Raw genomic sequence first — 24,934 nt, 5'->3', positions numbered from 1 at the left:
GTGTCAGCCCTTGCCGGCGTGGCTGGCCAGCTGGTCGAGGCCGTTGATGATGCCGCCGGCCAGGTCGCCGCCGCTGAACGCGCCGACCATGGAGAGCGCCGCGAGCTTGGCGTACGTGTCGGGGATGCGCTTGCGCGCGTGCCGGCCGGTGACGATTTCCAGCTGCCGCTGGTTGGGCGACACCGCGATCAGCACCGACTTGTCCGGGTCGGCGAGCTGGCGGTGCAGCCGCTCGGCGTGCTCCCGGATCGGCTCGTCGAGACCACCGACGAAGATCGAGAAGACCAGGCCGGTGCCCTGGTCGGCCAGGCGGAGCGCCTCGTCGATGCGCAGCAGCTGCCGGGTCGAGAAGGGGCCGTCCAGCACCTCCGGCGGGTTGCCCGTAGCGGCCTGCGTCTCACCAACGGTCACTTGCGCCTCCGGTTCCACTGGCCGGGGCCTCCCGGTCAGCCTGTTCCTGCTTGCGACTGGACAGCGCCGGCGCCTGTGCGCCCGCCGCCAGGGAGGTGCCGGCCGAGTCGGCCAGCTGCTCCGGACGGGCCAGGAACCAGACCGGAGTGAAGTCGAAGGGTCGGCCCGGCCGGTAGCGCTTCGCGCTGCCGCCCCCACCGCGGCCGCGGCTACTGGCGTACGCCAGGCCGCCGATCACCAGTACGGCGGCCGCCGGGATGCCGACGAAGACCAGCAACGTGTCGGTAACAGACAATCCCAACGCCCCCAGGCGGAAGAAGAGACCTTAAGCATCCAGGTCGGGTGGACATGGTCAACGCGTCGACCGCCCGACCCCGCTGCCATTCACGTTAGCGGAGTCGACGGCCCGCCAGATTGCGGGGTGGTGATCCCATCCGCCACTGGAGTGCTCCAGTTGCGCAGCCGTGGCGATCAAACGCGCGTCGTCACCGTACCGGCCGGTCAGGAGGGCTCCCACCGGCAGCCCCGCCGCCGTGGCGCCGACCGGCAGCGAGATGGACGGTTCGCCCGTGACGTTGAAGATGGCGCAGTACGGCGAGAACCGGCGTTGTCGGTCGAAATCGGCCGCCGGGTCGCCGTCGGCGGTGAACCAGCCGACCGGCGCCTGCGGGGCGGCGAGGGTGGGGCAGAGCAGCAGGTCGCAGCCGGCGGTACGGCGGGCGCCGAGGCGTACCTGGGCCTGGAGTTCGCCCAGCGTGGCGGAGAGCGTCCCGGCGGAGATCTCGGCGCCCCGGGCCCGGAGGAAGCGGGTGAGCGGCAGCAGTTCGCTCTCCCGCTCCGGCGGCACCGGCGAGAGCGCCAGCACGTACCAGACGATCTCGAAGAGCGGCCACGCCGCGGGCCCGAGTGGCGGTGGCACCTCGACCACCTCGTGGCCGGCGGCGGTGAGCAGCGCGGCGGCCCGGTCCACGGCGGCGACGCAGTCCGGGTGTACGGGCTCCTCGGCGAGCATCGGTGCGGTGAACCGGCCGATCCGCAGCCGGCCCGGCGCGGCCGCGCGGGCCGCCGCCAGGTAGCCACCGGGCGGTGGGACCGGCGGCAGGTAGGGCTCGCCGGGCATCGGCTGGGCCAGCACGTCGAGCAGGGCGGCGACGTCGGTGACGGTCCGCCCGATCGGGCCGTGGGTGGGCAGGCCGAACGCGCCGAAACCGAGCGGACCGCCGGGGACCAGGCCCCGACTGGGTTTGTAGCCGACCAGGCCGCAGAGCGCGGCCGGAATGCGCAGCGACCCGCCACCGTCGGACCCCTGCGCGACCGGCACCAGCCCGGCCGCGACCGCGGCAGCCGCGCCGCCGCTGGAGCCGCCGGCGGTGTACGTCAGGTCCCACGGGTTGCGGGCCGGCGGCGCGACCAGCCCTTCCGAGTAGAGCGAGCAACCCAGCTCGGAGGTGGTGGTCTTACCGAGGCTGACCAGGCCGGCGGCCCGCATGAAGCGGACCACGTCGGCGTCGACCGGCGGCACGAAGTCGGTGAAGGCGGCCGAGCCGAAGGTGGTGCGCACCCCCGCGGTGAGGGTGAGGTCCTTGATCGCGGTCGGCACGCCGTGCAGCGGGCCGCGCTGCCCGGCCGGGACCGCGTCCGCCGCCGCGGCGGCCTGCCCGGCCAGCTCGGCGGTGACCGTGACGAACGCGCCGACGGTGTCGCCGAGCGCGGCCACCCGGCCGAGCTGGTGCGCGACCAGCTCAGCGCTGGACAGCTCGCCGCGGGCGATCGCGGCGGCCTGCTCCAGCGCGGTCAGGTCGTGCGGCTCGGCCATGACCTCATCCTGCCCGGACGACCGACCGCTCGCACTCGTCACGCGCCGGCCCGCCCGGGCGGATCGCCCGACCCGCCCGTTCCGCTCGGTCGCCGGTCCCGCTCTCCGGGTCCGCTCTCCGGCCCCGCTCTCCGGTCCCGCTCTCCGGTCCCCGCTCTCCCGTCCCCGCTCTCCGGTCCCCGCTCTCCGGTCCCCGGTCTGGGCCGGGACCCTTCTCCGGACGCTTTGCTCTGCTTCAGCCCAGGCGCCACCTGAGGCCCATCAGTGTCGCCTGGGCTGAAGCAGAGCAAAGGTTGCAGGGCGTGCGGCACGCGGCAGGCGGCACGCACGGCACCAGGCGGCAGAGCGGCAGAGCGGCAGAGCGGCAGAGCGGCAGAGACAGGGTGGCGGGGCGACCCGGAGGGCAGGACGCCAGCCGTCAGCCGTACAGGAAGCGCCGGGCGTTGCCGGAGAGGAGCTTGTCGCGCTGTTCGGCGGTGAGGAAGTCGGCCTGGTGCACCACCTGGCCGACCGGGCGTTCGCCCAGCGGGTACGGGTAGTCGCTGCCGACCAGCACCCGGTCCTCCCCCATGGTCTCCACCAGCAGTCGCAACGCGGGCGTGGCGAAGACCACCGAGTCGACGCTGAACCGGTCGAGGTACGAGCTGGGTGGCGCGGTCGAGGCGCCACGGACCAGGTCGCCCCGGCGGTGCCAGGCGTTCTCGGCACGGCCGAGCCAGAACGGGAAGCTGCCACCGCCGTGCGCGAAGCAGATCCGCAGCGAGGGTGGCACCCGGTCGAAGACACCGCCGAGGATCAGGGCCAGCACCGACAGGTGGGTCTCGGCGGGCATCCCGGTCAGCCAGCGGGCCATCCACCGGTCCAGTCGAGGACCGCCCGGCATGTCCCACGGGTGGACGAAGACCGGGGCGCCGACCCGCGCGCAGTGCTGCAGGAAGCTGACCACGCCCTCGTCGTCCAGGTCGCGGTCGCCGACGTGGTTGCCGATCTCCACGCCGACGTGTCCGTTGGCGAGGCAGCGGTCCAGTTCCGCGCAGGCGGCGTCCGGGTCCTGCAACGGCACCTGGCAGAACGGCACCAGCCGCTCCCCGCCGGCCTCGGTCACCGCCAGCGTGAGGTCGTTGAAGATCCGGGCCACCTTCACCGCCTGGTCGGCAGGGCGGTCGTAGCTGAAGAAGACCGGGGTCGGCGAGACGACCTGCACGTCGACGCCGTCAGCGTCCATGTCGGCCAGCCGGGTCGGCGCGTCCCAGCACTCGGCGCCGACCGGCCGGAACTCCGTCTCGCCGACCATGATCATGGCGGCGCGTTCGGAGTCGATCCGCAGCCACGGCCAGTCGGACCCACCGCACGCGGCGCCGAGGTCCGGCCACCCCTTCGGTACGACGTGCGTGTGCACGTCGACCACCGGGGACCGTGCCTGCCCCGGCAGGCCTCGGGCGGGTTCCGCCATCAGCCCTTGCCCGGGTGCAGCGCGCCGCAGTTGGCGCAGGTACGCGCGTTCTCGTCGGCGTAGAAGGCCTGGAAGACCGGGGGCAGGTCGGCGGCGATGTCGCGCACCTGCAACTCCACCTCGTGCACCTTGTAGCCGCACTCCGCGCAGTACCACTGGAACTTCTCCAGGGTGCCCTCCTCCCGGATCCGCTCCACCACCACACCGATCGAGCCGGCCTCCGGGCGCTGCGGCGAGTGCGGGGTGTTGCGGGGCAGCATCCACATCTGACCCTCGCGCACGTGCACCGTACGCGGCCCCTCGGGGAGCATCAGGTTGATGTGCATGTTGCCCTTGACCTGGTAGAAGAACTCCTCGTACGGGTCGATGTGGAAGTCGGTGCGCTGGTTCGGCCCGCCCACCACCATCACGATGAAGTCGTCCCCGCCGGGGAACATCTCCTTGTTGCCGACCGGGGGCTTCAGCAGGTGCTGGTTCTCCGCGATCCATCCCGGAAAGCTGAACGGCTCGGCGATCTCGCTCACGACTGACCTCCTGAGGGGAGAAGTGCCACGGCCTGAATCTCGATGAGCAGGTGCGGGTGCGGCAGCTGGTGCACGGCCACGGTCGTCCGGGTGGGCCCGGTGGCGTCGAAGAACTCCGCCCACACCTCGTTGTAGCCGCCGAAGTCGTTCATGTTCACCAGGTAGCTGGTGACCTGGACCAGGTCGGCCAGCTCGGCGCCGACGGAGCGCAGCAGGTCGCGGATGTTCTCGATGACCGCCCGGGTCTGCGCCCGGATGTCCAGGGCGGTGGTGCCGAACTCGTCCACCTCGACCCCGGCGAAGGTGTTGTCCGGCCGGCGGGACGACGTACCGGAGACGAAGACGAAGCCGCCGGCCACCTTGACGTGGGGGAACGCCCCGCGCGGCACGGCCTTGCCGGCCACCACCCGGGCCTCACCCGCGCTCACCGCGGTGCCGCCGTTCGCGCCCGGGCCTCGTCGCTCCTCGCGGTCACGACGCCGCCCGCAGCGAGGCCGCGCCGAGCTTCTCGACCACGGCCCGCACGTGCGCGCCCGGGCGCAGCGGCACCGCCGCCGTCGCCGCGCCGGCCAGGAAGACCCAGCCCTCGCGCAGTCGCACCCCGTGCCGCCCGGCCAAACGGATTCCCTCGTCGAGCGCCCGTCGCGGGTCGCCGAGGATCGCCGCGGTCGAGCCGACCTGGGCCACCCGCCCGTCGACTTCCAGCAGCACGCCGAGATTCTCCAGGCCGTCCGGCACCGGCGACCACGGGCCGACCACGAAGGCCGCGGCCGAGGTGTTGTCGGCGATCACGTCGGGCAGCGAGAAGGTGAAGTTGGCGTACCGGGAGTCGATCAGCTCGATCGCCGGAGCGACGGCGCGGACGGCGTCGGTGAAGTCACCCACCGGCTCGCCCGGTTCGGGGAGCCGGTCGAGCAGGAACGCCACCTCCGGCTCCACCCGCGGGTGGATGTACCCGCCGACGTCGACCGTGCCGCCGTCGGGCACCCGCATCACGTCGGTGAGCCGGCCCCAGATCACCTCGTCCACGCCGACCTGGGCCATCTTCGCCTTGCTGGTGAGCCCCATCTTCAGCCCGACCAGCCGCTCGCCCCGGTCGAGCCGGCGCCGCACCAGCGCGGTCTGCACGGCGTACGCGGCATCCACGTCGAGGCCGGTGTCGGCGGCGAGCTGGCCGATCGCGGTGGCGGTGTCGGCCGCCACTCCCAGCTTCTCGGCGATCCCGACGGTGTCCGGCCCGATCATGCGGGTTCCTCCTGCTCGCGCCGACCGGCCAGGTCCAGCGCCACGTCGACGATCATGTCCTCCTGGCCGCCGACCATCCGGCGTCGCCCCAGCTCGACCAGGATCGAACGGACGTCCACCCCGTACTTCGCCGAGGCGCGCTCGGCGTGCCGCAGGAAGCTGGAGTAGACCCCGGCGTAGCCGAGCGAGAGGGTCTCCCGATCGACCTGGACGGGCCGGTCCTGCGTCGGGCGGACCAGGTCGTCGGCCGCGTCCATCAGCGCGAAGACGTCGCAGCCGTGCTTCCAGCCGTGCAGCTCGGCCACCGCCACGAAGACCTCCAGCGGAGCGTTGCCCGCGCCGGCGCCCTGCCCGGCCAGCGAGGCGTCCACCCGGACGGTCCGCCCGTGCGGCGCTTGCGCGCCGGCCGGCCCGGCACCGGTGATCCGGCCGTGCTCGACGGCCAGCACGCTGTTCGCCACCCCGAGCGAGAGGTTGTGGTGGGCGTGGATGCCGATCTGCGTCTGCGGCTCCAGCACCTGCCGGTAGGCGTCGACCCGCTGCGCCACGTCGGACATCAGCAGCCGACCGCCGGAGTCGGTGACGTAGACGCAGTGCGCCCCGTACGACTCCATCAGCTTGGCCTGTGCGGCGAGCCCGGCGGGGTCGTTCATGTGCGACATCATCAGGAAGCCGGCCACGTCCATGCCGTTCTCCCGGGCCCAGGAGATGTGCTGGGCGGAGATGTCGGCCTCGGTGCAGTGGGTGGCGATCCGGACGCTGGTCACGCCGAGCGCCTTCGCGGCCTTCAGGTCGGCGATGGTGCCGATGCCGGGCAGCAGCAGCGTGGTCAGCCTCGCGTTGGACATCACCTCGGCCGCCGCCGCGATCCACTGCGCGTCGCTGGCCGCGCCGTGGCCGTAGTTGACGCTGGATCCGGCGAGCCCGTCGCCGTGCGCCACCTCGATCGCGGCCACCCCGCCCGCGTCCAGCGCGGCGGCGATGGTGCGCACCTGGTCGACGGTGTAGCGGTGACCGACGGCGTGCATGCCGTCGCGCAGCGTCACGTCCTGGATGTAGAGGTCGGTCACGCGGTCACCCCCGTGGATGCGGCGCCCCGCAGCGCGACCAGCCGCTCCGCGGTGCGCAGCGCGGCCGAGGTCATGATGTCCAGGTTCCCGGCGTACGCCGGCAGGTAGTGCCCGGCGCCGGAGACCTCCAGGAAGACCGAGACCTGCAGGCCGGTGAGGTGGCGGCCCAGCGACGGGACGTAGGTGTCGACCCGGTCGAACTGGACGTCCTGCTTGAGCCGGTAGCCCGGCACGTACTCCTGGACGCGGGCGACCATGTCGGCCACCGAGGCGGCGATGGCGGCGGTGTCCGCGTCGGCGTCCGGGCAGAGGCAGTAGACGGTGTCGCGCATCAGCAGCGGCGGCTCGGCCGGGTTGAGCACGATGATCGCCTTGCCCCGCTCGGCCCCGCCGACCACCTCGATCGCCCGGGCGGTGGTCTCGGTGAACTCGTCGATGTTCGCCCGGGTGCCCGGCCCGGCCGACCGCGAGGCGATCGAGGCGACGATCTCGCCGTACGCCACCGGGGTGGCCCGACCGACCGCGGCGACGATCGGCACGGTGGCCTGCCCGCCGCAGGTGACCATGTTGACGTTGCGCTCGTGCAGGTGCTCGTCGAGGTTGACCGGCGGCACCACGTACGGGCCGATGGCAGCCGGGGTCAGGTCGACCACGGTGCGGCCGTACGCGCGCAGCACCGCGTCGTTGTGCCGGTGCGCCCCGGCCGAGGTGGCGTCGAAGACCAGCTCGACGTCGGCGAACTCGGGCATCGCCACCAGGCCGTCGACGCCGCCGGCGGTGGTCGCCACGCCGAGCCGGCGGGCCCGGGCCAGGCCGTCCGACTCCGGGTCGATGCCGGCCATCGCGACCATGCGGAGCCGGTCACTCAGCCGCAACACCTTGATCATCAGATCGGTGCCGATGTTGCCCGACCCGATCACCGCCACCCCGGTCGCCCTCGCACTCATGCCGCTTCCTTTCCGAAGCAGGTCCGGACCGAGCCGAGGCCGGAGATCCGGGCCTCGTACGCCGCGCCCGGGGTGACCGGCACCATCGGGCCGAGCGCCCCGGAGAGCACCACGTCACCGGCGCGCAGCGGGTCGCCCGAGCGGGCCAGGGTGCGCGCCAGCCACTCCAACGCGTGCAGCGGGTTGCCGAGGCAGGCCGCCCCCGCGCCGACCGAGACCGGCTCACCCGCGTGCTCCAGCACCATGCCGCACAGCCGCAGGTCGACGTCGGCGAGGCGGCGCGGCGAGGTGCCGAGCACGAACATCCCGCTCGACGCGTTGTCCGCGACGGTGTCCACGATGGAGATGTCCCAGCCGGCGATCCGGGAGTCGACGATCTCGATGGCCGGCAGCAGGTGGTCGACCGCCCGGATCAGCGTCGCGGTGGTCACCCGCTCGTCGGGCAGGTCGGCGCCGAGCACGAAGGCGACCTCCGCCTCCACCCGGGGCTGCAGGAGCCGGTCGATCGGCACCTCGACCCCGTCGCCGACCGCCATCGCGTCGGTGAGGATGCCGAAGTCCGGCTGGAAGACGCCGAGGCTCTCCTGCACCGCCCGGGAGGTCAGCCCGATCTTGGCGCCCACCCGGCGTTCGCCGCGACCCTGCCAGGCGCGCGCCTGGAGCTGCTGCACCCGGTACGCCGACTCGACGTCCCCCTCGGGCAGCAGCCGCCCGCGCAGCGGCGCGCAGGGCTTCCCGCTGCTGCGCGCCTCGGCGAGTTCACGGTTCGCCGCTTCGATGTCGACGTCCATCTGCCGCCCGTCGGTTGGCTCGCTGCGCTCGCTCACGAGAGGTCCACGCAGACGTTGGTGAGTTCGGAGTAGAAGTCCAGCGAGTGCACGCCACCCTCGCGGCCGATCCCGGACGCCTTCACCCCGCCGAACGGGGTGCGCAGGTCGCGCAGGAACCAGGTGTTCACCCAGACGATGCCGGCGTCGAGCCGGGCGCCGGCCCGGTGCGCCCGGCCCACGTCCCGGGTCCACACGGTCGCCGCCAGCCCGTACTCGGTGCCGTTGGCGAGGGCGTACGCCTCCTCCTCGTCGTCGAAGGGCGCGACGTGCACCACCGGGCCGAAGATCTCCTCCCGGTTGGTCCGGGCGTCCGGGCCGAGCCCGGTGAGCACGGTCGGCTGCACGTACGCCCCGCCGTCGCGGGCGTCGCCGAAGCGCGGCGTGCCGCCCCCGGTGAGCACCTCGGCGCCCTCGGCCCGGGCCAGGTCGTAGTGGCCGAGCACCTTGTCCCGGTGGGTGTGCGAGATCAGCGGCATGTTCGCCGTGGCCTCGTCGGCCGGCCAGCCGTACGCCAACTCGCCGGCCCGCTTGGCCAGCCGCGCGGTGAACTCCTCGAAGACCGGCCGCTGCACGTAGATGCGTTCGGTGCAGAGGCACACCTGACCGCCGTTGGTGAAGCTGGACCGGACCGAGCCGGCCACCGCGGCGTCCAGGTCGGTGTCGGCGAAGACCAGCCCGGCGTTCTTGCCGCCCAGCTCGAAGCTGACCGCCTTCACCCCGTCGGCCGCGGCCCGCATGATGGCGCTGCCGGTGGCCGACTCGCCGGTGAAGGTGATCGCGTCGACGCCGGGGTGCCGGGTGAGGAACTCCCCGGCCGAGTCCGGCCCGAAGCCGTGCACCAGGTTGAACACCCCGGCCGGCACGCCGGCCGCGGCCATCACCTCGGCGAGCAGGGTCGCCGACGCCGGGGTCTCCTCGCTGGGCTTGACCACCACCGCGTTGCCACTGGCCAGCGCGGGCGCCACCTTCCAGGTGAGCAACAGCAGCGGCAGGTTCCACGGCACGATGACGGCCACCACGCCGACCGGCTTGCGGACGGCGTAGTTGAGCGCCCGGCCGCCGGTCGGGGTGACCGTGGTGAACGACTCGGTGGGCGCGGTGGCGACGATCTCGGCGAACGCCCGGAAGTTCGCCGCGCCGCGTGGGATGTCCAGGGTGCGGGCCTGCGCGATGGCCTTGCCGGTGTCCGCCACCTCGGCGGTGACCAGGTCGTCGAAGCGGCGTTCCAGTTCGTCGGCGACCCGGCGGAGCACCTCGGCGCGCTCCCGCTCCCCCATCCGGCCCCACGGTCCGCGCAGCGCCGCCCGGGCGGCGGCGACGGCGTCGTCCACCGTGGACTGCGACGCCTCGGCCACCTCGAAGACCGGCTCGCCGGTCACCGGGCTGCGCTTGGCGAACCGTCGCCCGCCGTCGAGGAACTCGCCGCCGACGAAGTTGCGCAGCAGGCCCGGACCGTCCGCCGCGTGGCCGGCCATCAGCCGGGGATCCCAGAGCGTCATCAGCGCCTCCCTCGGCTGATCAGGGCCCCGACCACACCGCCCAGCAGCACCACCGCGCCCGCGGCGGCCGCGCCGAGCAGCCGATGCTGCCGGCGCACCCGACGGCGCACCTCGGCGTACGGGGTGGTGGAGAAGGACACCAGCTCGTACCGGGAAACGTACCGGCCGGGAAGCGCCCGCTCCAGTGCGTGCTCGACCCGCCGGCCGAGCTGGAACAGCGGTGAGGCGACCTTGTCCCGCATCTCCACGAAGTTGGCCAGCGCCATCCGGGCGATCGCCTCGGTGTTCTCCTGCCGGCGTCGCTGGAACAGCGGCAGCGCGCTCGCCCAGTTGTCGGCGCACTCGTCGAGGCAGCGATCCAGCTCGACCACGTCCTCGAAGGCGGCGTTCGCGCCCTGGCCGTAGAACGGCACGATGGCGTGCGCCGCGTCGCCGAGCAGGCCGACCTTCCCGTCCACCTGCCACGGGGTGCACCGGACGGTGCCGAGCACGCCGACCGGGTTGTGCTGGTAGTCGTCCACCAGGTTGGGCGCGAGCGGCACCAGGTCGGGGTAGTGCTCGGCGAAGTGCCGCTCGATCGCCGCCGGGCTGCCCAGCGAGGCGAAGCTGGCCGTGCCGTGGGTGGGCCAGAAGAGCGTGCAGGTGAAGGAGCGGTCCGGGTTCGGCAGGGCGATCATCATCGAGGTGCCCCGGGGCCAGATGTGCAGCGCGTCCGGGTTGAGCGCGAAGTCGCCGCCGAGCGGCGGAATGGTGAGTTCCTTGTAGCCGTAGTCGAGGAAGTCCAGACTCTCGGTCAGCAGTCCGTGGCCGAGCAGCTGCCCGCGTACCGCCGAGCCGGCCCCGTCGGCGCCGAGCACCACCGGCGCGGTCGCCACCACCTTGCCCTGCGGGGTCTCGAAGGTCATCTCGCCGGTCGCCGGGTCCAGCCCGACCAGCCGGTGGTCGAAGGCGACCCGCACGCCGGGCAGCGCCGTGGCCGCGTCGAGCAGCGCGTTGTTCAGCGCGCCCCGGCTGATCGAGTTGATCGCCCGGTCTCCGGCGGCGCTGTAGGACTGGAACTGCGGCTCCCCCGCCACCGGGTGGATCATCCGGCCGCGCATCGGCAGCGCGTCCGTCATCACCTGGGTGTCCAGGCCGATCCGGCGCATCGCGTCCAGGCCACGCTCGGAGAGCGCCAGGTTGATCGAGCGGCCCCGCTCGACCCGGCCGGAACGCGGATCCGGCCGCCGCTCGTAGAGCGCCACCGGGTAGCCGCGCCGGGCCAGGAAGCAGGCCAGCAGGCAGCCGGCGAGCCCGGCGCCGACCACCGCGATCTCGTCGCGTTCCGTCATCGGTTCTTCTCCACAGTGGCGGCCAGCGCGTCGGCGACCCGCCAGCAGTCGTGGTAGGTCGAGTAGAGCGGCACCGGCGCGAACCGTACGACGTCCGGCTCCCGGGCGTCGGCGATCACGCCGTGCTCGTGCCGCAGCCGCTTGGTCAGCTCGTTGGCGCTGCCCGCCCCGATCCGCACCGAGAGCTGACAGCCGCGTCGCGCCGGGTCGCGCGGGGTGACCACGGTCAGCGGCCGGCCGGCGGTCACCTCGTCGAGCAGCCGCTCCAGGTATCCGGTGAGCCGCAGGCTCCGCTCGCGCAGCGCCGGCATGCCGACCGAGTCGAAGAGCTCCAGCGAGGTGCGGACCGGACCCATCGCGAAGATCGGCGGGTTGGAGATCTGCCATGCCTCCACGGTGGCCGGCGGCCGGGACACCGGGGTCATCTCGAACCGGGTGCTGGCCTCGGTGCTCCACCACCCCTCGAAGCGGGGCAGCGTCGGGTCGCCGAGGTGCCGCTCGTGCACGAAGACACCCGCCAGCGCACCCGGCCCCGAGTTCAGGTACTTGTACGAGCACCAGGCGGCGAAGTCCACGTCCCAGTCATGCAGGGCCAGCGGCACGTTGCCGGCGGCGTGCGCGAGATCCCAGCCGACCACCGCGCCGGCGGCCCGGCCGGCCGCGGTCACGGCCGGGATGTCCAGCAGCTCACCGGTCAGGTGGTTGACCCCGCCGAGCAGCACCAGCGCCACCCGGTCGCCCTCGGTGGCCAGGTAGTCGAGCACGTCCTCGGTGCGCAGGGCGTCCTCACCGGGTCGTGGCGTCAACCGGACCACGGCCTCGTCCGGGTCCAACCCGTGGAACCGGGCCTGGCTGCGCACCGCGTAGCTGTCGGAGGGGAAGGCGGCGTCCTCGATCACGATCCGGGTCCGCCGGCCCGCCGGACGGTAGAAGCTGACCATCAGCAGGTGCAGGTTGACCGTGAGCGAGTTCATCACCACGGTCTCCGCCGGCAGGGCGCCGACCAGCCGCGCGGCCGGCGCGGTGAGCAGCTCGTGGTACGGCAACCAGGGCCGCTCGGCCTCCAGGTGCCCCTCGACGCCGAGCTGGCGCCAGGCGTCCAGGTCGGCGAGGAGCTCGTCGCGGGTGGCCCGCGGTTGCAGCCCGAGCGAGTTGCCGGCCAGGTAGGCGACCTCGGGGAAGCGACCGCCCTCGGCCGGCGGCACGTGGAACAGGTGGCGGTGCCCGGGATCGGCGGCGTCCAGTCGGCGCGCCTCGGCCTCCGCTGCGGTGAGGTGGGACGGTGCGGGGTGCGGGGCGTTCATGGGGGTGTCTCGCTCTCCGGTCACATGTTGGTGCGGGCCGACCACAGCTCCGGGAAGACCACCCGGGCCATGCTGCGCTGCAACCACGCGAGCCCGGCGGAGCCACCGCTGCCGACCTTGGCGCCCATGGTCCGCTGCACCGCCTTGACATGCTGCCATCGCCAGTCGCCGAACTGCTCGGCCACCTCGGTCAGCGCCTCGCCGAGCAGCCGGAGATCGTTCTCCGGCCCGCTGTCGGCGTAGATCCGCACCCAGGCCGCCTCGACCTGGGGCTCCGGCTGGTGCTCGACCGAGACGTCGCGGGACAGCAGCTCGGCCGGGAGGTCGAAGCCCCTGCGGGCGAGCAGGGCGATCACGTCGTCCCAGAGGCTCGGCGCGGCCAGCGTGGCGCCCAGCTCGGCGTACACCTCGGTCTGCCGGCGGAACGGCCGGATCAGCGCGGGGTCGCGGAGGCCGAGCAGGAACTCCAGGTGCCGGTACATCGCCGACTGGAAGCCGGAGGCGTCGCCGAGCAGGTCGCGGAAGCGGTTGAAGTCGGCCGGGGTCATCCAGCGCAGCCCTCGCCAGGCGGCGTTGAGCCCCTCCAGGTGCAGCCCGGCCCGGCGCAGCGGCGCCAGCGCCTCCCAGACCTGGTCGGCGCGGAGCAGTCGCTGGGCCTCGATCAGCTCGTGGCGGGTCAGCCCGAAGTAGAGCTCCATGATCTGGCTGACCATGAGGAAGGACATCTCGCCCGGGTCGTCGCTGAGCGGCTGTTGCAGCCGGTGCAGTGTGCTGGCGTGGGTGTACGCGTCGTAGGGCACCTGCTCGGCGAACTCCAGCGTCGGTCCGCCACCGTTGCGCGCCGCCGTGGCCGCCCGCTGCTGCGGCGTGATCGGGCGCACCGCTGCGGTCAGGGCGGGCGCCCGCAGCTCCGTCTGTTCCAACGTCGTCTCCTCAAGAAACCGGGGTGAGGTCATGATCCCGCGCCTGGATCGGCGGATGGAATGCCGGATCAACGGCGACGGCGCGGATGGGCCTGCCACACCGAAGGCATGAGATTGCTTCCGGTTGCCGAATGTAAGGTCGCCTCGTGGACGACATGGACTGGGCGCTGCTGCGTGAGCTGCAGGCCGACGCGCGCCTCTCCTTCAGTGAACTCTCCCGCCGGGTGCACCTCTCCCCGCCTGCGGTGGCGGAGCGGGTCCGCCGGCTGGAGGAGTCGGGCGTGATCACCGGCTACCACGCCCACGTCGACCTGAGTCGGGCCGGTCGTGGTGTGGTCGCCCTCATCCGGATGTCCTGTTACGGCTCGCGCTGCATCCTGCACGACCCCGAGGTGGCCGGCTGGCCGGAGATCCTCGAGATCCACCGCATCACCGGGGACGCGTGCAGCATGCTCAAGGTCGCGGCCGGCTCGATCACCGACTTCGAGCGGGTCATCGACCGGCTCGCCCCGTACGGCCAGCCGTCCAGCACGATGGTGCTCTCCACCCCGCTGGACTGGCACCCGGTCACCCCGCTCGCCGGCCCGGACGACGCCTCTGGCGGCCGCCGCCGCTGAGGCGCCCGGGTTAGCCGGCAGACCAGGGGGAAAGCACCGCGGGTCGCCCCAGCAGGACCGGTGCACCGGTGCCGGGAGGGAGGATCATGCGGGGTCTGCGACCGGACGGTGGCGTGTTTCCCGCCCCGTCGACCATCTTCAGGCTGCTCGGGGCGTTCGCGCTGATCGCGGCGTTCGTCCTGGCCGGCGCCGGGCCCGCTCGGGCGGGCGAGAACACGTTCATCGAGGTGACGCCGAGCAGCGTCCAGGCGGGCGGCCGGGTCCAGCTCCGGGCCAGCTGCGACAACGACAACAACCGCCAGGCCGAGGTGCAGTCGGAGGCGTTCAACCGGGTCACCCTGCGGCCGGACAACGGCTTCCTGACCGGCTCGGCGACCGTGCCAAGCGACAAGCAACCCGGTGACTACCCGGTCAACCTGCGGTGCCAGAACGGCAACACCGCGTCCACCACCCTCACCGTGCTGAACATGGCCCAACCGAGCAAGGGCCCGGCGACCGGTGGCGGGGGCACGGCCGTCGGCCGGGGCACCGGCACGCTGCTGCTGATCGGCGGGGTGGTCGTGGTGGCCGCCGCGGTGGCGCTCGGCATGGCCGGTGGCCGCCGACGGACCGGGTCCGGGTCCTGACCCGGGGGGCATCATGGCCCGCTCACCCTCGCGGCGCAGGCGACCGGACCGGCCCCGGGCCGGCTCGACGGCCCGATCGGTCCTGCGGGCGTCCGGCCGGCTGGTGGCCAGGACCTCGGGCCGGCTGCGCCGGGTCGGCCGGCACACGATCGCCGCCAGCCTCGCCAGCACCGACCCGAAGGCCCCGCCACTGCCGGCGCGGCCGCGGGCAGGGCCCACGGCGCGCCGCCGGATCGGCATCGGCGTCGGGCCGGGACTGCCGGTGCTGCTGATCGCGGGGCTGATGGTGCTGATCGTCGCGATGCTGGGGGTGGAGCGGATCACCGGGATCAACGTGCTGCCGGAGCAGCTCAGCGCCGGGCTCCGGCCGCCGCCGAAGAACTTCCCGGTGCTGCCGGCGAGCCGCCCGGTGGACCTCAGCATCCACTCCATCGACCTGCGCGCCCCGGTGCACAGCGTGGGCATCGCCCCGGACGGCAGCATCGGAGTGCCGGACGCCGCCCGGGCCCAGGAGGCCGCCTGGTACGACCAGGGGCCGACACCCGGCCAGTACGGCCCGTCGGTGATCGTCGGACACGTGGACACCACCACCGGACCAGCGGTCTTCCACGAGTTGAAGGGGCTGCGCCCCGGCGACCGGGTGGAGGTCCGGCGGGAGGACGGCACGATCGCCGTCTTCGAGGTGGACTCGGTGGAGAAGTTCGACAAGGCGGATCTGCCGGTGGACGAGGTGTTCGGGGACTTCAGCCGCCCCAACCTGCGCCTGATCACCTGTGGCGGGCGCTGGGTCGGCGGGGAGACCGGCTACGCGGACAACGTCGTGGTCTTCGCCTCGCTGGTGAAGGTGCGCCAGTGACCGGCCAACCGCCGGCCTCAGGCCGCCTCGGGTTCGCGCAGGTCGAGCCAGTCGGCCCAGCGCGGGTCGGGTGCCCGGTGGCCGAGCACCCGCCAGGCGGTGCCCTTCGGTGCCGCGGGCGACGAGTGCAGTCGCCAGCCCAGCTCGGCGGGGGTCTTGTCGCCCTTGGTGTGGTTGCAGCGGGCGCAGGCGGCGACCACGTTCTCCCAGGCGTGCCGGCCGCCCCGGCTGCGGGGGAAGACGTGGTCGATGGTCTCGGCGGGGCCCCGACAGTAGGCGCAGCGCCAGCCGTCCCGGGCGAAGATCGCCCGCCGGGACAGACCGACGTGGGTGCGGTAGGGCACCCGGACGAACCGGGTCAGCCTGACCACCGAGGGCACCGGCAGGGCGTTCCGGGCGCTGTGCAGGATGCCGTCGCCGTCGGCGACACAGACCGCCTTGGCGGAGAGGACGAGGATCGCGGCACGACGCACCGACACGACACACAGCGGCTCGTAGGTGGCGTTGAGGACCAGCGCACCGGAGCCCACCGTGGGTCGTATGTCAGGCATCGCGCTCACCCTCCCGGTTCAGCGGCCCCCTCCGCGCGCCGCCGACCGGGGCCGGGCATGACGGCCCAGCACGGTCGACGTCGGCCGGATCACCGACGTCCGTTGCGCCAATAGTCCCTGATCGGACCCCGGATTGCACGTACTAATCCGGGCTCCCTCGTGAAGGTTTTTCCGGGCCCCGCGAGATGACCGGTTCGCCCGCTCCGTTCACCCACCGGCCGGGTGACAGCGACGGGCCGGTCACCCTGCGGTGGGTCGGCGGCGGGCCACCGGGCCGGTTGCGGTACGAAGACAGGGTGACTGCCTCCGTCCTGACGCTCCTCGCGGCCGTGCCCGGTACCCCCGCCCCGAGCCCGGAATGCCTGAACGAGACGGTGTGCCGGGTCACCTGGGAGACCACCAGGTCGGTCTGGTTCGCCGAGGGCAGCTACTGGATCCTGGTCAAGCCGCTGCGGGTGGTGCTGATCCTGCTGCTGGCGGTGATCGCCCGCTGGGCCGTGCACCGGACCATCAGCCGGCTGGTCCGCACCACCACCGACGCCGGGGTGCCGACCATGCTGCGGCCACTGCGCGAGCGGATCCCGAGCGCCGCGGTGGAGCCCGGCGAGTTCGTGCCCGAGCGACGGCGGCAACGGGCCGAGGCGATCGGCTCGGTGCTGCGCAGCCTGACCACGGCGTTCTTCTTCGGCATCGCGCTGTTGATGATCCTGCGCGAGTTCAGCTTCGACCTGGCCCCGCTGCTGGCCAGCGCGGGCATCGCCGGCGTGGCCCTGGGCTTCGGCGCGCAGAGCCTGGTGAAGGACCTGATCGCCGGCCTGTTCATGCTGATCGAGGACCAGTACGGCGTCGGTGACAACGTCGACCTCGGCGAGGCCAACGGCGTGGTGGAGTCGGTGGGGCTGCGGGTCACCACCGTCCGGGACGGGCGCGGCGTGCTCTGGTACATCCGCAACGGCGAGATCGTCCGGGTGGGCAACAAGAGTCAGGGCTGGGCCCTGGTCGTGGTCGACCTGCCGATCGGGTTCGCCGCCACCGAGGAGGCCACCGCGGTGCTGCGTACCGCGGCCGCCTCGGTCGCCCTGGACCCGGAGCTGGCGCCGGAGATCGTCGAGGAGCCGGAGGTGCTCGGCGTGGAGCAGATGACGGTGGACGGCGCGGTGATCCGCACGGTGGTGAAGACGACCGCGGACGGCCAGTTCGCGGTGGGTCGGGAGCTGCGTCGTCGGCTGGCCGAGGCGTTGGAGAACTCCGGGATCACCGCGCAGATCGCCGCCGCCCGCCTCTTCCCCGGTCTGCCCGGCCGGCCGCCGGCCGACGGCGAGCCGGGGCGGGGCGGCGCGACCTGAGCGGTCCGATATGGCCGTCGGTTGTGGGGTCGCGGTCCGCGTGGCCCCTCAGGTATCGTCCGTTCGTTCAGTCGGAGATGCGACGATCTATCCGTTCGCCCTAGCTAGTTGTCAGACGATCGGGCAGAATCCGGGGCACGCGTTCCCCCGCCGGAGCGTGCTGGCGTCCTCGCTGATCAATTGATCTGACGACAGTTCCCGGGCCGACGCCGTCACGAGTGGCCGTCCTGGGGAACATGGAGGCGACGGTGTCCGACGAGCGACCCTCAGCGGAGGGGCCGGCCACCTTCCGCGAGGTCTTCGCCCAACGGGAATTCCGGGCTGTCTTCGCGGCGGGTTCGCTCTCCTGGGTCGGTGACTACCTCGCCAAGGCCGCGGTCACCCTGCTGGTCTATCAGGAGACCAAGTCGGTCGCGCTCTCCGCCGCCGCCTTCGCGGTCAGCTACCTGCCGTGGCTGGCCGGCGGTCCGCTGCTCGCCGCGCTCGCCGAGCGCTACCCGTACCGGCGGGTGATGGTGGCGTGCGACGTGATCCGGATGGCGCTGATGCTGCTCATGGCCATCCCGAGCCTGCCGGTGCAGGTCCTGCTGGCGCTGCTCTTCCTCACCACCCTGGCCAACCCGCCCAGCCAGGCCGCGAAGTCCGCGCTGATGCCACAGATCCTCGCCGGCGACCGGCTGGTCCTCGGGCTGTCCCTGAACGCCAGCGTCGGTCAGGCGGCCCAGGTGGTCGGCTACCTCATGGGGGCCTCGATCGCCGCCCTCGACCCGGTCACCGCACTGCTGATCAACGCGGGCACCTTCGCCGTCTCGGCGGTCCTGGTCCGCCTGGGCGTGGAGGACCGCCCGGCCGCCCTGAGCCCGGCGCACCGCACCCACCTGCTCCGGGAGACCTCCCAGGGGTTCCAGATCGTGTTCGGCACCCCGGTGCTGCGGGCCATCGCCGTGCTGGTGTTCAGCGCCATGCTCTTCTCGATCGTGCCGGAAGGCCTCGCCGCCCCCTGGGCCGCCACCAAAGCCGGGGGTGACCTCGACGCGGGCATGGCGCAGGCGGTGATCATGGCCGCCAATCCGGTTGGCTTCATCCTCGGCGGGCTGCTGGTCGGGCGGGCCTTCGGGCCGGCCCGCCGGCTCACCCTGATGCGCCCGCTGGCGGTGCTCGCCCCGCTCACCCTGGTGCCCGCACTGTTCGACCCACCGGCCCTGGTGGTGGCGCTGCTCGCGGCCGCCTGCGGCTTCGCGGTCGCCGGCATGCTGCCGACCGCCAACGGGCTCTTCGTGCAGGCCCTGCCGGACGCGTTCCGGGCCCGCGCCTTCGGCGTGATGGCCACCGGGGTCCAGGTGATCCAGGGCCTCGCGGTGCTGGTCACCGGAGTGCTCGCGGACCGCTTCAAGATTCCGTTGGTGGTCGGCATCTGGAGCGCCGCCGGGGTCCTGCTGATGCTCGTGGCCGCCCTGCGCTGGCCGAGCCAGCAGTCGGTCGCCGCCGCCATGACGGCGGCGGACTCGGCGAACGCGACGCCCGGCCCGGAGGGTCCCGAGGGCTCGCCAGCCGCCGACCGGCCGCACCCCGCGGCCGACCCGGTTCCCGGGCAGCCCGGCGAGAACGGTCGGCGGCGGCACGCGGTCAGCTGACGTCCGGCCCGGCCGCACGCCCGCTACCGGATGACGTTGCCGGCCGACCGCACGCCCGTGACCCGACGCACATCGACGGCGGGTCCACCCGTACCGCCGGCGCTCAGGTCGCCTGGCAGGATGGAACGGTGCACCCCGCAGGTGAATCCGACCGTGCCCAGCCGTCGATGACTCTCTTCGAGGCGATCGGCGGCGAACCCACCTTCCGCAAGCTGGTGGACGAGTTCTACGCCGGCGTCGCCGAGGACCCGCTGCTGCGACCGATGTATCCCGAGGAGGACCTGGGTCCGGCGGCCGAGCGGTTCAGCCTCTTCCTGATCCAGTACTGGGGCGGGCCGAACACCTACTCGGCGCAGCGCGGGCACCCGCGGCTGCGGATGCGGCACGCGCCGTTCCGGATCGGCGCGGCGGAGCGGGACGCCTGGCTGCGGAACATGCGCCGCGCCCTCGACCGGCTGGACCTGCCGCCGGAGCACGCCACCGCGCTCTGGGACTACCTGGAGCGGGCCGCGTACTTCATGGTGAACGTGATGGAGGACCCGGCCTGACGGCCGGGCCGGCGGTCGTGGCGGCGGGGATCCGCCGCACCACGCGGCCGGCCCGGCGGCTCAGAGCAGCGCGCCCTCGTCGTGCAGCCAGTCCACGAAGCTGGTGGCCACCGCCGCGCCGCAGTCGAGCATCTCGACCAGGAGCGCGTCGTGGGTGCCGGCACCCAACGGCACCTGCAACTCGGCGTAGATCGGCAGCTGACCGCGCTCGGTCGGGTCGCCGATGTAGGCCTTGCAGAACCGGCGGGTGTGGTTCCACTCGTTGACCACCCGGTAGGCCCGGTCGGCCCAGTCCGGCGGGACGGTCGCGTGCGGACGCGCCCGCATCACCAGAATCTCGTCCTCGGGCCCTTCGAGGGTGACCAGCACCGCGTGCCGCTCCCACATGGCCAGCAGGTTGCCGTCACCGTCAGCCAGGTAGCGCACGTCGAGCAAGTCGAGCGCGTCGCAGACCCGGCTCAGCGTGACCGGCTCGACGGTGGCCGGCATCCCGACGGTCACCGACCGGTCGTTGGCCGTGCAGTCGTCTCCCGGCTGGCGCGGGGTCGGTGGTCCGACCCGGACGGTGCTCTCCACTGTGATCCCGCTCCGACTTTCCGGATCGCCGCCGCCGGCGGGACCCGGGCGCCATGACCACCACGGCATCGCTCGCGCACCTCACTCCCCAGCGGATCCAGTCGCCTACGGTGCGTTGGATCCGAGGATGGACGGTACCCGGACAGCCGGGTTGAAGCATCCCCCCAACGACCGCCCCAACCCAGAAGAATGACCCAGGGTCATCCGTTCGGACGACCCCCGAGGGGCGTCAGGCCAAGATCCGTGGCCTTCTGCGACCAGGCCGCTCCGTATGGTCCCACCAGCCCGACCCATCGGCCGCCTACGCGCACCTGGGCGTCGGCCTCCGGCCGGGAGCCGTCCGGCGGGCCCAGAAAGCCCATCCGGACCAGCCCCTGCACCAGTCGTTGCGGCACCTCGACCGGCGCACCGGGCGGATCCTCCGGGGTGACCAGCACGGCCACGTGGTCGAGCAGCGCGTCGCGCAGCGCCCGCTGCCCCACCGCCCGACCGGCCACACCGTGTTCGCTGGCGGCCCGCAGGGTGCCGGCCGCCGCCCGGGCGATCCGCCACAGGTCGGCGGCGGGCAGCGTCTCCACCGGCCGGCTCGCCGCCGGCGGCAACGGCCACCGCCACTGCGCGTCCCGCCGGGCCGGCAGCGCCGGGCCGGAGCGTTCCAGCTCGGCCAGGAGTTCCGCGGCCGAGACGGTCACGTCCCCCGGCCCCGGGCCGGCCACGGTGCGCACCACCAGCACCTGCCAGGGCAGCCGGGCCCAGAGCGCCGTCCGGCCGCCGTCGACCGGACGGAGCCGAACCGGGAGGGCCGGGTCCAGCCGGAGCAGCCGGGCCAGGAACGCGCCGGCGTCGGCGACCCCGACGATGCCGTGCCCGCCGGCAGCGGGCGCGGGCTCCGCCGGCGAGCCGCTGCTCGGCGCCACCGCCCCACCGGACGCCGCCGGGACGGGCCGCGGACCGGCCGGCCCCGGCCGGGTCACGCCGACCCGCCGGAGAGCGCGTACGTCCGCAGGAACTCCCGCTCCCGGTCGGTGATCCGCCGGGGCAGCTGCCGACCGAGGTCGAACGGCACCAGCACCGACCGGGCCCGCCCGGCGAGCACCTCGCCGTCGTAGAGCTCGTACGCGACGGTGAACCGGGAGGGCTTGATCTCCTCCACCCAGAGTTCGATCCGCACGGTCGGCCCGCCCTCGGCGGTGGCCCCGGCCAACGGATAGTCGACCGGGCGCAGGTAGTCGACCTCGTGCCGGCGGATCACCACTCCGTCGGCGAACGAGTCGACCCCCGCCGCCCGGGCACCGGCGAACATCAACGCCACCCGGGCCTCCTCATAGAGGGTGAGGAAGCGCGAGTTGTTGACGTGGCCGAACGCGTCCAGGTCGGACCACCGCAGGGTGCACTGGTAGACGAACCGGTCAGCCATGATCAGTCGCGGGTCAGCTTGCGGTAGGTCACCCGGTGCGGCCGGGCGGCCTCCGCGCCGAGCCGGTCGATCTTGTTCTTCTCGTACGCGTCGAAGTTGCCCTCGAACCAGAACCACTTCGACGGGTCCTCGTCGTCGCCCTCCCAGGCCAGGATGTGCGTCGCGACCCGGTCCAGGAACATCCGGTCGTGCGAGATGACCACGGCGCAGCCCGGGAACTCCAGCAGCGCGTTCTCCAGGCTGGAGAGGGTCTCCACGTCCAGGTCGTTGGTCGGCTCGTCGAGCAGGATCACGTTGCCGCCGATCTTCAGCGTCAGCGCCAGGTTGAGCCGGTTGCGCTCACCGCCGGAGAGCACCTTGGTCGGCTTCTGCTGGTCCGGGCCCTTGAAGCCGAACGCGGCGATGTACGCCCGGGACGGCATCTCGACCTTGCCCACCATCAGGTAGTCCAGCCCGTCGGAGACGACCTCCCAGACGGTCTTGTCGCCGCTGAGGCCCTGCCGGTTCTGGTCGACGTACGACAGCGAGACGGTCTCGCCGACCCGGACCGAGCCGCTCGTCGGCTGCTCCAGCCCGACGATGGTCTTGAACAGGGTGGTCTTGCCGACGCCGTTCGGGCCGATGATGCCGACGATGCCGTTGCGCGGCAACGAGAACGACAGGTCGTTGATCAGCACCCGGTCGCCGAAGCCCTTGGTGAGGTGGGACGCCTCGATGACCGTGCTGCCCAGGCGCGGGCCCGGCGGGATCTGGATCTCCTCGAAGTCCAGCTTGCGGGTCTTCTCCGCCTCGGTGGCCATCTCGTCGTACCGGTCCAGGCGGGCCTTGGACTTGGTCTGCCGGGCCTTGGCGTTGGAGCGGACCCACTCCAGCTCCTCGGTGAGGCGCTTCTTCATCTTGGCGTCGCGGCGGCCCTCGACGGCCAGCCGGGCGGCCTTCTTCTCCAGGTAGGTGGAGTAGTTGCCCTCGTAGGGGTAGGTCCGGCCGCGGTCCAGCTCGAGGATCCAGTTGGCCACGTTGTCCAGGAAGTACCGGTCGTGGGTGATCGCCATGACGGTGCCGGCGTACTTGGCCAGGTGCTGCTCCAGCCAGGAGACGCTCTCGGCGTCCAGGTGGTTGGTGGGCTCGTCGAGCAGCAGCAGGTCGGGCGCCTCCAGCAGCAGCTTGCAGAGCGCCACCCGGCGACGCTCACCACCGGAGAGCTGGGTGACGTCGGCGTCCGGCGGCGGGCAGCGCAGCGCGTCCATGGCCAGTTCGAGCTTGGAGTCGATGTCCCAGGCGTCGAGGTGGTCCAGCTCCTCCTGGAGCTTGCCCATCTCCTCCATCAGCTCGTCGGAGTAGTCCGTCGCCATCTGCTCGGCGATCTTGTTGAACCGCTCCAGCTTGGCCTTGGTCTCGGCGACCGCCTCCTCGACGTTGCCGAGCACGGTCTTGGCGTCGTTGAGCGGAGGCTCCTGGGCGAGCATGCCGACGGTGTAGCCGGGCATCAGCCGGGCCTCGCCGTTGCTCGGCTTGTCGAGCCCTGCCATGATCTTGAGGAGGCTGGACTTACCGGCGCCGTTCGGCCCGACCACGCCGATCTTGGCCCCGGGCAGGAAGTTCAGCGTCACGTTGTCCAGCACGACCTTGTCGCCGTGCGCCTTGCGCGCCTTTTCCAGGACGTAGATGAACTGGGCCACGGTGCGGGCTACCTCCGTCGATTGGGATCGCGAGCTTGCGGCGCGGCGCGGGCTGCGACTTCCGCCGGCCGCCGCCGGCCGGGGCCGGCTGCACGCACGCCGTCGTCAATCCTGACAGGTACGGCGGACTTCGCCCACATCACCCCGCCCCCCGTGCAGCCCGTTCGGCGGCTGTTGGCAAGATCACCGGCAGGATTCGGCGACCGTGGGACGGGTAGGGAACTCCGGCACGGGGCCCCAGACGCCGCAGCTACGCTCAGTACGCTCATTCGCGGTTGACCCGTCAGCACCCGGAGGTGGCCGAACGTGACCGTCCGCAGCTCCTTTGTCGTAGTGGCGAACCGCCTGCCGGTCGACGAGGTGAGCACACCTGAGGGACGGCAGTGGCGACGCAGCCCGGGCGGGCTGGTGACGGCGCTGCATCCCGTCCTCGCCGAGCATCAGGGCACCTGGGTCGGCTGGGCCGGCGGCACCGGCGCCGCCCCCGAACCGTTCGACCTGGAGGGCATCCGGCTGCACCCGGTCCCGCTCAGCGCCGAGGAGCTGGAGCGCTACTACGAGGGTCAGTCCAACGCGACGATCTGGCCGCTCTACCACGACGCGGTCGAGACGCCGGCCTACAAGCGCCGCTGGCGGGAGGCGTACCGGCTGGTCAACGCCCGGTTCGCCGAGGCCGCGGCGGAGGTGGCGGCCGAGGGCGCCACGGTCTGGGTGCAGGACTACCAGCTCCAGCTGGTGCCGGCGATGCTCCGCGAGCTCCGGCCGGACCTGCGGATCGGCTTCTTCCTGCACATCCCGTTCCCGCCGATCGAGCTGTTCATGCAGATGCCGTTCCGCACCGAGATCCTGCGCGGCCTGCTCGGCGCCGACCTGGTCGGGTTCCAGCAGCGGCTGGCCGCGCAGAACTTCGTCCGGCTGGCCCGGCACCTGCTCGGGCTGCGCTACGAGGGGCAGATGATCCAGGTCGACGGCCGGCAGGTGAAGGCCGGGGCCTTCCCCATCTCGATCGACACCCGGGAGATGGAGCGGATGGCCGCCGACCCGGCGGTGCTGGCCCGGGCCAAGGAGATCCGCGAGGAGCTGGGCAACCCCAAGACGATCATCCTGGGCGTGGACCGGCTCGACTACACCAAGGGCATCGAGCTGCGGCTCAAGGCCTTCCGGGAACTGCTGGCTGACGGAAAGCTGACAGTGCCCGACGCGGTCATGGTCCAGGTGGCCACACCGAGCCGCGAACGCGTGGAGCACTACCAGGCCCTTCGGGTCAAGGTAGAACGCGAGGTTGGTCGGATTAATGGCGAATTCGGCAGGGTCGGCGTGCCGGCGGTGCATTATCTGCATCAGTCGTACAGTCGCAGTGAACTTGCCGCGATGTACGTCGCTGCCGACGTGATGATGGTGACCCCGCTTCGAGACGGAATGAATCTGGTGGCCAAGGAGTACGTCGCATCGCGCGGGGACCAGGGCGGCGCGCTCGTGCTCAGTGAGTTCGCCGGCGCGGCCACGGAGCTGCGCCAGGCATTTTTGTGCAACCCGCACGACCCGGACGCGGTCAAGGACGCCCTGCTGCGGGCCGTGCATGTGGAGAAGCCGGAGGCCCGCCGCCGCATGCGGACGATGCAACGCCATCTGCGTACCAATGACGTTGGCCACTGGGCCAAGTCGTTCCTCACCGAGCTCGGCGTGCCGGAGGCGGAGGCCGCGTGAACACGCCCGTCCCCGGTGGCGCCA

26 protein-coding genes are annotated in these 24,934 nt (G+C 72.7%); 7 read left to right on the top strand and 19 right to left on the bottom strand.

Going from position 1 to position 24,934, the window contains the following annotated elements; all coding sequences use genetic code 11:
- Positions 1-3: 3 nt before the first annotated feature.
- From AB0C04_RS12130 to AB0C04_RS12065, 14 genes are all read right to left on the bottom strand, one after another.
- The gene (locus AB0C04_RS12130; RefSeq protein WP_357052126.1) at positions 4-411 is read right to left on the bottom strand and encodes a DUF5130 family protein; all 408 of its coding nucleotides are present in this window, start codon (positions 409-411) and stop codon (positions 4-6) included.
- The gene (locus AB0C04_RS12125) at positions 398-688 is read right to left on the bottom strand and encodes a hypothetical protein (protein WP_357052288.1); all 291 of its coding nucleotides are present in this window, start codon (positions 686-688) and stop codon (positions 398-400) included. The genes AB0C04_RS12130 and AB0C04_RS12125 overlap by 14 nt, the downstream gene beginning before the upstream one ends.
- A gap of 75 nt (positions 689-763) precedes the next feature.
- Positions 764-2,227, bottom strand: coding sequence for an amidase (locus AB0C04_RS12120; protein WP_357052123.1), 1,464 nt, complete (start codon positions 2,225-2,227; stop codon positions 764-766).
- A 418-nt stretch (positions 2,228-2,645) separates the two neighbouring features.
- Complete coding sequence (locus AB0C04_RS12115) at positions 2,646-3,680, bottom strand: amidohydrolase family protein (protein ID WP_357052120.1); 1,035 nt, start codon at positions 3,678-3,680, stop codon at positions 2,646-2,648.
- Positions 3,680-4,204: a 3-hydroxyanthranilate 3,4-dioxygenase gene (locus AB0C04_RS12110; RefSeq protein ID WP_357052117.1), complete on the bottom strand. Its 525-nt coding sequence runs from the start codon at positions 4,202-4,204 to the stop codon at positions 3,680-3,682. The genes AB0C04_RS12115 and AB0C04_RS12110 overlap by 1 nt, the downstream gene beginning before the upstream one ends.
- Positions 4,201-4,632 (bottom strand): RidA family protein, encoded by a 432-nt coding sequence (locus tag AB0C04_RS12105; RefSeq protein ID WP_357052114.1) that lies wholly within the window; start codon positions 4,630-4,632, stop codon positions 4,201-4,203. Before AB0C04_RS12105 ends, AB0C04_RS12110 begins: the two co-directional genes overlap by 4 nt.
- Before the next feature lie 43 nt (positions 4,633-4,675).
- On the bottom strand, positions 4,676-5,449 hold the full coding sequence (locus tag AB0C04_RS12100) for a fumarylacetoacetate hydrolase family protein (RefSeq protein WP_357052112.1): 774 nt from the start codon (positions 5,447-5,449) through the stop codon (positions 4,676-4,678).
- Positions 5,446-6,519, bottom strand: coding sequence for a 4-hydroxy-2-oxovalerate aldolase (gene dmpG, locus AB0C04_RS12095; RefSeq protein ID WP_357052109.1), 1,074 nt, complete (start codon positions 6,517-6,519; stop codon positions 5,446-5,448). Before dmpG ends, AB0C04_RS12100 begins: the two co-directional genes overlap by 4 nt.
- Positions 6,516-7,466, bottom strand: coding sequence for an acetaldehyde dehydrogenase (acetylating) (locus AB0C04_RS12090; protein ID WP_357052106.1), 951 nt, complete (start codon positions 7,464-7,466; stop codon positions 6,516-6,518). The genes dmpG and AB0C04_RS12090 overlap by 4 nt, the downstream gene beginning before the upstream one ends.
- Positions 7,463-8,257: a fumarylacetoacetate hydrolase family protein gene (locus AB0C04_RS12085; protein ID WP_357052285.1), complete on the bottom strand. Its 795-nt coding sequence runs from the start codon at positions 8,255-8,257 to the stop codon at positions 7,463-7,465. The genes AB0C04_RS12090 and AB0C04_RS12085 overlap by 4 nt, the downstream gene beginning before the upstream one ends.
- A gap of 32 nt (positions 8,258-8,289) precedes the next feature.
- Entirely contained in the window at positions 8,290-9,771 is a 1,482-nt protein-coding gene (locus tag AB0C04_RS12080; protein WP_357052281.1) for a 2-hydroxymuconic semialdehyde dehydrogenase, read from the bottom strand.
- A 23-nt stretch (positions 9,772-9,794) separates the two neighbouring features.
- Entirely contained in the window at positions 9,795-11,126 is a 1,332-nt protein-coding gene (locus tag AB0C04_RS12075; RefSeq protein WP_357052103.1) for an NAD(P)/FAD-dependent oxidoreductase, read from the bottom strand.
- Positions 11,123-12,430 (bottom strand): kynureninase, encoded by a 1,308-nt coding sequence (gene kynU / locus AB0C04_RS12070; protein ID WP_357052100.1) that lies wholly within the window; start codon positions 12,428-12,430, stop codon positions 11,123-11,125. Before kynU ends, AB0C04_RS12075 begins: the two co-directional genes overlap by 4 nt.
- Positions 12,431-12,450: 20 nt before the next feature.
- Positions 12,451-13,353, bottom strand: coding sequence for a tryptophan 2,3-dioxygenase family protein (locus tag AB0C04_RS12065; RefSeq protein WP_357052097.1), 903 nt, complete (start codon positions 13,351-13,353; stop codon positions 12,451-12,453).
- 146 nt (positions 13,354-13,499) lie between these two features.
- On the opposite strand from AB0C04_RS12065, the gene AB0C04_RS12060 reads away from it, so the two are divergent.
- The 3 genes from AB0C04_RS12060 (at position 13,500) to AB0C04_RS12050 (ending at position 15,452) form a co-directional block, all read left to right on the top strand.
- Complete coding sequence (locus tag AB0C04_RS12060) at positions 13,500-13,970, top strand: Lrp/AsnC family transcriptional regulator (RefSeq protein ID WP_357052094.1); 471 nt, start codon at positions 13,500-13,502, stop codon at positions 13,968-13,970.
- Between the two features lie 86 nt (positions 13,971-14,056).
- Positions 14,057-14,596 (top strand): hypothetical protein, encoded by a 540-nt coding sequence (locus AB0C04_RS12055; protein WP_357052091.1) that lies wholly within the window; start codon positions 14,057-14,059, stop codon positions 14,594-14,596.
- A gap of 13 nt (positions 14,597-14,609) precedes the next feature.
- Positions 14,610-15,452 (top strand): class F sortase, encoded by an 843-nt coding sequence (locus AB0C04_RS12050; RefSeq protein ID WP_357052088.1) that lies wholly within the window; start codon positions 14,610-14,612, stop codon positions 15,450-15,452.
- Positions 15,453-15,469: 17 nt separating this feature from the next.
- Here the strand turns inward: AB0C04_RS12050 and AB0C04_RS12045 are convergent, their stop codons facing one another.
- Entirely contained in the window at positions 15,470-16,003 is a 534-nt protein-coding gene (locus AB0C04_RS12045) for an HNH endonuclease (protein ID WP_357052085.1), read from the bottom strand.
- 278 nt (positions 16,004-16,281) lie between these two features.
- Between AB0C04_RS12045 and AB0C04_RS12040 the strand changes: the two genes are divergently transcribed.
- The 3 genes from AB0C04_RS12040 (at position 16,282) to AB0C04_RS12030 (ending at position 19,531) form a co-directional block, all read left to right on the top strand.
- Positions 16,282-17,349, top strand: a complete 1,068-nt coding sequence (locus AB0C04_RS12040) for a mechanosensitive ion channel family protein (protein WP_357052278.1) — start codon at positions 16,282-16,284, stop codon at positions 17,347-17,349.
- A 236-nt stretch (positions 17,350-17,585) separates the two neighbouring features.
- Positions 17,586-18,983, top strand: a complete 1,398-nt coding sequence (locus tag AB0C04_RS12035; protein ID WP_357052082.1) for an MFS transporter — start codon at positions 17,586-17,588, stop codon at positions 18,981-18,983.
- 167 nt (positions 18,984-19,150) lie between these two features.
- Positions 19,151-19,531 (top strand): globin, encoded by a 381-nt coding sequence (locus tag AB0C04_RS12030; RefSeq protein ID WP_357052079.1) that lies wholly within the window; start codon positions 19,151-19,153, stop codon positions 19,529-19,531.
- Positions 19,532-19,591: 60 nt separating this feature from the next.
- Here AB0C04_RS12030 and AB0C04_RS12025 read toward each other — a convergent pair whose 3' ends face one another.
- The 4 genes from AB0C04_RS12025 to ettA form a co-directional block, all read right to left on the bottom strand.
- Complete coding sequence (locus AB0C04_RS12025; protein WP_357052076.1) at positions 19,592-20,176, bottom strand: YbjN domain-containing protein; 585 nt, start codon at positions 20,174-20,176, stop codon at positions 19,592-19,594.
- 131 nt (positions 20,177-20,307) lie between these two features.
- Positions 20,308-21,024, bottom strand: a complete 717-nt coding sequence (locus AB0C04_RS12020) for a hypothetical protein (protein ID WP_357052073.1) — start codon at positions 21,022-21,024, stop codon at positions 20,308-20,310.
- A gap of 53 nt (positions 21,025-21,077) precedes the next feature.
- Positions 21,078-21,524: a thioesterase family protein gene (locus AB0C04_RS12015; protein ID WP_357052070.1), complete on the bottom strand. Its 447-nt coding sequence runs from the start codon at positions 21,522-21,524 to the stop codon at positions 21,078-21,080.
- A 2-nt stretch (positions 21,525-21,526) separates the two neighbouring features.
- Positions 21,527-23,203, bottom strand: coding sequence for an energy-dependent translational throttle protein EttA (gene ettA, locus AB0C04_RS12010; protein ID WP_350872039.1), 1,677 nt, complete (start codon positions 23,201-23,203; stop codon positions 21,527-21,529).
- Between the two features lie 306 nt (positions 23,204-23,509).
- Between ettA and AB0C04_RS12005 the strand changes: the two genes are divergently transcribed.
- Positions 23,510-24,910, top strand: a complete 1,401-nt coding sequence (locus AB0C04_RS12005; protein WP_350872038.1) for a trehalose-6-phosphate synthase — start codon at positions 23,510-23,512, stop codon at positions 24,908-24,910.
- The last annotated feature ends 24 nt before the right edge of the window (positions 24,911-24,934 follow it).

It is taken from the genome of Micromonospora sp. NPDC048909 (assembly GCF_040649635.1).
Taxonomy (GTDB): Bacteria; Actinomycetota; Actinomycetes; order Mycobacteriales; family Micromonosporaceae; genus Micromonospora.
Note: the sequence above shows the minus strand (reverse complement) of the source record. Positions and strands in the feature narration are given on the sequence as shown.